Genomic DNA, 6,635 nt, shown 5'->3' on the forward strand with positions numbered 1-6,635 from the left:
CCCAAGGCCACCACCCCCGCCAATTCCCCAACAAGTTCAAGCTGATGACCGCCCGGCGCATCTGCGTCAGAAACCATCCGCACCTCCGAAATCAGCGCTCGCAGCGACGCCGCCGCCTCCCGCCGCACCTCCGGTGCATTCAGGGCGCTAGCCAGGTCCTCGATCAGCTCCCGGTACCGCGCCGACAGGCTCGGGTGCAGCCGCAGGGCAGGGGGCTCCGGGTTGTCCGCGATGACTGCCTCCAGGCGGGCCTTCTCTCCCTCCAGCTCAGACATCTTGTCCTTCATTGAGGCGGTGTACATGCCGTCCTCGATTGCGGTCAGGATGTTTTGCTATCCGGCTCTTCAACTTCTTGAGGGAGTGTTCGGCTTTCTGCCGGTCCTGGCAGGCCCCATCGGCGGCGTCGTTGAAGGCCTTGCGGTTTTCCTCCGCGAACTGCGCCAGCAAGTCCGGCGCCAGCAGGCGCTGCTTCAGCCCGGAGAGAACCCGCTCTTCCACTTCTGCCCGGCCGATGGTTGCGCGGTTGCGGTGCTGATCACCAATGGAGACATTTCCTGCCCGTCCGGTAGATCCGCCTTATTGCGGACGCCGCCCGCACTGTCCGCGCCGCTATCCCGCCGCAAAAACCGCCAAACCGCGGAAACCAACAAACCCAGGGGCCATCGCCCGCAATTAAGCTGCCAATGCATCGCGATTTCCGGGCCGCGCAATCTGGCGACGGTGGAGTGGATACCACCGCCGAAACCGCGTCGAAACCAAGATGCGTTGTGCGAAACTTCTGGAACAGGCCTGATGGCGAGAGACTTCGACCTGCAAGTAGCGGAAATCCAAATCCGCATCGCCGTGCTCAACCGCTACACCACTCTTGGCATTCCCGTAACCGAGCCCGTAGGATAAATCCGTACTGGGAAAGCGGAGGACCGGCATTCAACCGATTTGTGCAACAAAACCCCTTCTCCTGGCCGTTGCACCTGAGGATCTTGCTGAATTGGCAGTTACGTGTCCGCGACCGTAACCGGGGGGCTCAGCAGCTGATCAACAATTGCGACAGCCTGATCCATAGTATTAGTACTCCTTCTGGGTTTCCGGCCATGCGTTCTTGAACAGTTTTGGAGCCAGAAGCCGTCGATGAGAGAGGTTACCGTCCTAGCGTGTTTCACCGCAATTTCCTCATCGTAGATTTGGCCCGTCAGAGATAGAAGCGTGTCGAAACTTCGCTGCTTGTAGGCTTCCAAGCAGGCGTCGAAATCGTCATCGCAGGCGGCCAGATAGTATAGAGCAAGCCAGGTCGCTGAAAGCTCTTTGCCGAATTGAGAAGGATCCAGGGCCATCTGAACAATAGACAAAACCGCCTTCCGGGGCGGGATTCCCCGGCCGCCCAATTGCTGCAGCCTTTGTCCGTAAAGAGAGACAGCATATTCCATAGAGGCCAGAAGCAGACCTTTCTTTGTTTCGAAGTGGTGGCAAACAAGACCTGCCGAGACATCGGCCTTCAAAGCGACATCCTTGATTTTCATGTCGCAAAATCCGCGTTCATACAGAACTGCCATCGCTGCTTCGATGATTTGCTTCTTTTTCAAGTTCGATTTTTCAAGCCTGGACACAAAAGAACCTCGCGAATCTGGCGGATTAAGCAGGTCTTCGGGCTCACCGAAACTGCCGTCTCGGTCCTATTTTGACGTTACTTTGAATGACTTGCAACCAAACACTGAACCGTGGTTCAGTTAAATATTGAACCACGGTTCAGTGTTTGGTAGTGCATTGAAATACCGGCAGGCCAAACGGGCGCAGCGTCGGAGAATCAGGGAGAAATGACATGAAGCGTGCAGTCAATTTAACCAGCGCAAAGACCCATGCACTTGCTGCCACCCCAAGACCGCTTCCGATGGCACAGGCGACCGCAATCCCGCCGACTGAATGGGAAAGCCTGGCTTTGGACCGGGCTTCAGACGAGGTGCGGCTTGGCACGTGGTACTGCGAACCCTATTGCGACACGATCAACGACTACCCCTATGACGAGTTCATGTACATTCTTGAGGGAACTGTGGAGCTGCAATACCCGGGGGGCAGCAGCCAAACCTTTGGGCCTGGGTCTGCCCTGATTTTGCCCAAGGGATTCAGCGGTGTCTGGAAGCAAGACGAACCCATGCTCAAGTATTTTGTGATGATCAAATGATGGCGCCTGCGATGTTGAATGAAGCCTGTCAGGACCCGAACCGCATCGTTTCGCAATTTGAAGAAACCGGACAGGATCATGACACAGTCATGCAGGCTGTCAGGAACATGCACGATTTCGACCGTACAGAAATCAGCCTGCGGAAAGGGCAGCTTTCGTGCTGGGCAATGGCACCAACAGCTCTAATGAAAGAAAGGCTTCTTGAAACGCCTGCGGAGGCAGCCAAGCTGTATTTGAATGACAACCTGTTTTACCGGCGCCTGCATCCAAGCATTGGTCATATGTATGACAGCGTCATGGGAATGGCCCGGGTCGTGTCCGGGATTCCCAAAACCGCTACCGGCGCGTTCACCCTGGGCGGCACCGAAAGCAATATTCTGGCAGTGCTGGGAGCCCGGGAATGGGCCAAACAGAAGGGAAAGGATCCCTCTGGGCTCAACATCGTTATGTCGAACACTGCGCACCTGAGCATCGACAAGGCGGCGCATTATTTCGGCCTGGAAATCCGGCGTGTTCCCGTTGGGGAAAAATTCGCAGCAAGGGCTGAGGACTTCAGGAAACGGGTCGACAGCAACACCGCGATCATTATCGGCTCGGCGCCCGACTATTGCTATGGCCAGTATGACCCGATCGAAGATCTGTCCGAACTGGCGCTGGAACACAACACCTGGCTGCACGTGGATGGCGCCATAGGCGCGGCCTATGCCCGGACGATGCGTGACTTGGGCGAATCTATTCCTGCATCTGCATTTGACCTTGACGGCGTGACCTCTGTTTCGGTTGACTTGCACAAGCACGTCTATGCCCCCATCGGCGCCGGTATCCTGTTCTGCCGCGAGCAGGAATTCACTGACTTGCATACTTTTTCCGAAGGAACCTGGCCGGTAGGCCTGATGGTATCCACAGGTATGAACGGCAGTCCCCCGGCGAGCTCGCTTGCAGGCGCTTATGCGGTGATGCGGCGGCTTGGCCTGGAAGGCTACAGAGCACAGACCGCGCAGATCATTCACAACCGGACCAAGCTTGTCGGCCTTATTGAGGCTCTTGATGAAACGAGGATATTCGGGAATCCCATTGGCACGGTTGTGACCTTCGGCTGGAACGACATCGACGCTTCGCTTGTCGCCGCGGCGATGGAAGAACGGGATTGGAAAATCAATCAGGTCAGCGATCCGGCGGGAATTCATTGCACCTTGGACGCGTTTGACAACGATCCGCTGCTGGAAGCCTTTGCCGCAGCCATGGCTGAATGCGCCGATGCTATCCGGGCCGGCTACCGGCCCAAGACCGTCAAAGGAGCCACCTATGGATAACCAGCGCGCGGAACTGGGGTGCTACGACTACGTCATCATTGGAGCGGGCTCGGCTGGATGCGTCATGGCAAACCGCCTGTCCGAAGATGCAAATGTTCAGGTCCTGCTGATCGAAGCTGGCGGCTCGGAGCGCAGCATCTGGACACGGATGCCCGCGGCCCTGTCGATTCCCATGAACATGAACCGTTTCAATTGGGGGTTTTCGACCGAACCGGAGCCGCATTTGGGCGGCCGCGTCATGAATGTGCCACGCGGCAAGGGGCTTGGCGGATCGTCTTCGATAAATGGGATGGTTTATATCCGCGGCAACCCGATGGATTATGAGTACTGGGCGGAAAGCGGTGCGGACGGCTGGGACTATGCCGGCATGCTTCCGTACTTCCGCCGCTGCGAAACTTACGCGGGGCCAGCCTCGGAGTGGCGCGGAACAGAGGGGCCGCTCCGGACACAGCGCGGAGATCTGACCAATCCCCTGTTTCACGCCTTCATGCTGGCCGGCGCTCAGGCCGGGTATGGGCTGAGCACGGACATCAATGCCAGCCAGCAGGAAGGCTTTGCGCCTCTTGATATGTCCATCGGAGACGGGGAACGCTGCAGCACCGCAGTTGCCTATCTGCGCCCTGCCATGAAACGGCAAAATTTGACGGTCCTGACGGGGGCTTTCGTAGAACGGCTGCAGTTCGATGGCACGCAGGTGACCGGGGTCGAAATTACCCGGGGCAATGCCAGGGAAACCGCCACAGCGGCGAGGGAGGTTGTACTTTGCGCCGGCGCAATCGCCAGCCCGAAAATATTGCTGCAATCAGGTGTGGGGCCGGTCAGCGATCTGAAAGACCTGGGTATTTCCCCAGTCGTGGACCTGCCCGGTGTCGGATCCAATCTGATGGACCACCTGGAAGTTCTGGTTCAATACGCCTGCAAGAAGCCCGTTTCGATTTACCCGTCTTTGAAGCTTCACAACAAGCTGGCAGTCGGATTGCGATGGATGATGACCCGCAAGGGCGCGGGCGCCACCAATCACTTTGAGGCAGGGTCATTCCTTCGCAGCGAAGTGAACATCGCATACCCGGACATCCAGATGCATTTCCTTCCTTTGGCGTTGTCCTACGATGGTTTGAATTTGCACAAGGGGCATGGGTTTCAAATTCATGTCGGACCAAAGAGATCCCGCAGCCGGGGCAGCGTGACGCTTCGAAACAGCGATCCCTTCAGCAAGCCAAAGGTCGTTTTCAATTATATGGCAAAGGCGCAGGACTGGGTCGAAATGCGCACTGCTGTGCGCTTGACACGGGAAGTGATCGAGCAACCGGCCATGGATGCATTCCGCGGCAAAGAACTGGCGCCGGGGTTAGACATTCAGGATGATGACGCTCTGGACGCCTTTATCACTCGGTCGGTCGAAAGCGCGCTGCATCCATCTTGCACCTGCAAAATGGGATCGAAAGATGACCGTTACGCGGTGGTCGACAACAAACTTCGGGTATTTGGTGTGCAAAATCTGCGCGTTGTCGATGCCTCGATCATGCCGCGCACCACCTGCGGCGACATCAATGCCCCGACAATTGCGCTGGCCGAACGGGCGGCTGACATCATGAGAGAGAAGCAGCTGTTGCGGGATACACAAACAGGCTTTGCTCGCTCGCCTGAATGGCAAAGCACGCAACGCCCCGGAGCACCAATTCGCAAAAGAGCATAGATTAGGTGAGGAACCAAAAATGAACCTGCAGGGCCTTGTTGAATTGGTAAGCCGGGATGAACTTGTCAGAACACTTAGTGATGTTGTGCGAATTCCCAGCGTGAACCCCTATGATGAATTGCCCGGCCCAGGCCGCCGCGAGCGGGAAGTCGGTGATTATCTCTTGCAGCGTTTAGACCAGCTCGGCTTCGAGACAGGGGAAAGGGAAATTGCGCCCGGGCGGCCAAATATCTGGGGTAGGCTGCGCGGATCAGGGGACGGGCCGACCGTCATGCTGGCGGGTCACATGGATACGGTCACCGTTGAAGGGTATTCCGATCCTTTCGAGCCGAAGGTGACCGAAGACCGGGTTTATGGCCGCGGTTCCTGCGATATGAAAAGCGCCTTTGCCACTTACCTCGAAATTGCGCGCATTCTTGTCGAAACGAATATCCCATTGCGTGGCGATTTGCTGATAGTCGGGGTCGCAGATGAAGAGTATCAGCTTCGCGGCTCGGCGGACATGGGCTGGCATGGTCCCTTTGCCGATTACGGAATTATCCTGGAACCAACCGACTTGAAGATATGTTTGGCGCATCGCGGCGACGTTGCCTTCAAAATCCGCACGTTTGGCGCTTCCTGCCATTCCAGCTCACCTGAGCTGGGACACAATGCTATTACGGATATGTCACAAGTCCTAAATGCACTTTCGTCTTACGATGATGAATTGCAAGCACGGGAGCACCACCCGCTGTGCGGAGCCCCCCGGTTTTCCATGAATGTCATCCGTGGCGGGACTATCACCCATGCCATTCCCGACTTCTGCGAGCTTGAGGTTGACCGCCGAACCTTGCCACACGAGACGCCAGATATTGTGTATGAGGAGGTCCGGCAGAAACTCGACATGGTTCCAGGCTTGAAATACGAACTCACTGAGCCGCATTCAGTATCTTTGCCGCTGGAAGTCGACCAAGATTGCGCCATTGCCCAAGCTGCGAGAAATGCGTTCCGGAAAGTCACTGGGCACGTCGCGGGTTTGGGTTCCTGTTCAGGCGCAACAGACGCGCCGAATTTCGGGTTTCCCACGATTGTGTTTGGGGCGGGCCCATTTATGACTGCCCACACCTTGAATGAGTATGCCGAAATAAACCTGATTGAAACCGTAACCAAAACTGTCTTGGGAACAGTTCTGGAGCTCATTGAGTAAGCTTGGGGTTGCGGGAAAGGGCTCTCCTTTGGTCGGCTTGTTCTCCTCTTCCGGAACCGCAGTGCTGATGTATCGAGAGATGTTGAGATTGCGGCCTTCATCGGCAATACACTCCTTGCTCACACGCTTGGAATAGCGGTCCTCTTCCTTCCGGAATTGGTAGGTCGAAACGATTTTCCCGATATGGTCCGGCGCCCCGTTCGTGCCATCCCCCAATTGGTTTTGCCGCTTGAATGCGGCGGGGGGGGGCGGCGCCGCCCCGAC

6 protein-coding genes and 3 pseudogenes are annotated in these 6,635 nt (G+C 56.8%); 5 read left to right on the forward strand and 4 right to left on the reverse strand.

Annotated features, from left to right (window positions below):
- Together RA20_RS26240 and RA20_RS26245 are read right to left on the reverse strand one after the other, a co-directional pair.
- Positions 1-302 (reverse strand): annotated as a pseudogene (locus RA20_RS26240) (recombinase family protein); the annotation flags it as partial.
- Positions 268-498 carry a hypothetical protein gene (locus tag RA20_RS26245; RefSeq protein ID WP_241482308.1) on the reverse strand — a complete coding sequence of 77 codons (231 nt, stop codon included), beginning with the start codon at positions 496-498 and terminating at the stop codon, positions 268-270. The pseudogene RA20_RS26240 and the gene RA20_RS26245, both read right to left, overlap by 35 nt.
- Positions 499-581: 83 nt before the next feature.
- On the opposite strand from RA20_RS26245, the pseudogene RA20_RS25165 reads away from it, so the two are divergent.
- A pseudogene (locus tag RA20_RS25165) lies at positions 582-897 on the forward strand (IS5/IS1182 family transposase); the annotation flags it as partial.
- Between the two features lie 98 nt (positions 898-995).
- Here RA20_RS25165 and RA20_RS20930 read toward each other — a convergent pair.
- Complete coding sequence (locus RA20_RS20930; RefSeq protein ID WP_039133285.1) at positions 996-1,580, reverse strand: TetR family transcriptional regulator; 585 nt, start codon at positions 1,578-1,580, stop codon at positions 996-998.
- Positions 1,581-1,816: 236 nt separating this feature from the next.
- On the opposite strand from RA20_RS20930, the gene RA20_RS20935 reads away from it, so the two are divergent.
- From RA20_RS20935 to RA20_RS20950, 4 genes are read left to right on the forward strand one after another with little or no spacing between them, the layout of a single operon-like run.
- Entirely contained in the window at positions 1,817-2,176 is a 360-nt protein-coding gene (locus RA20_RS20935; RefSeq protein WP_052249114.1) for a cupin domain-containing protein, read from the forward strand.
- The gene (locus tag RA20_RS20940) at positions 2,176-3,489 is read left to right on the forward strand and encodes a pyridoxal phosphate-dependent decarboxylase family protein (protein ID WP_193748893.1); all 1,314 of its coding nucleotides are present in this window, start codon (positions 2,176-2,178) and stop codon (positions 3,487-3,489) included. Before RA20_RS20935 ends, RA20_RS20940 begins: the two co-directional genes overlap by 1 nt.
- A complete protein-coding gene (betA, locus tag RA20_RS20945) occupies positions 3,482-5,185 on the forward strand; it encodes a choline dehydrogenase (RefSeq protein WP_039133291.1) in 1,704 nt (567 codons plus the stop codon). The genes RA20_RS20940 and betA overlap by 8 nt, the downstream gene beginning before the upstream one ends.
- A gap of 19 nt (positions 5,186-5,204) precedes the next feature.
- Complete coding sequence (locus tag RA20_RS20950; protein ID WP_039133294.1) at positions 5,205-6,371, forward strand: M20 family metallopeptidase; 1,167 nt, start codon at positions 5,205-5,207, stop codon at positions 6,369-6,371.
- A 60-nt stretch (positions 6,372-6,431) separates the two neighbouring features.
- Here the strand turns inward: RA20_RS20950 and RA20_RS26410 are convergent.
- Positions 6,432-6,587 (reverse strand): annotated as a pseudogene (locus RA20_RS26410) (N-6 DNA methylase); the annotation flags it as partial.
- Positions 6,588-6,635: the final 48 nt, after the last annotated feature.

This window comes from Leisingera sp. ANG-Vp, from assembly GCF_000813725.1.
In the GTDB taxonomy this organism is placed as follows: Bacteria; Pseudomonadota; Alphaproteobacteria; order Rhodobacterales; family Rhodobacteraceae; genus Leisingera.

Bases quoted from the DNA above. Each gene is read 5' to 3' on its own strand.
- RA20_RS20935 (WP_052249114.1), top strand. From the start codon at position 1,817: ATGAAGCGTGCAGTCAATTTAACCAGCGCAAAGACCCATGCACTTGCT.
- RA20_RS20950 (WP_039133294.1), top strand. From the start codon at position 5,205: ATGAACCTGCAGGGCCTTGTTGAATTGGTAAGCCGGGATGAACTTGTC.
- betA (WP_039133291.1), top strand. From the start codon at position 3,482: ATGGATAACCAGCGCGCGGAACTGGGGTGCTACGACTACGTCATCATT.
- RA20_RS20940 (WP_193748893.1), top strand. From the start codon at position 2,176: ATGGCGCCTGCGATGTTGAATGAAGCCTGTCAGGACCCGAACCGCATC.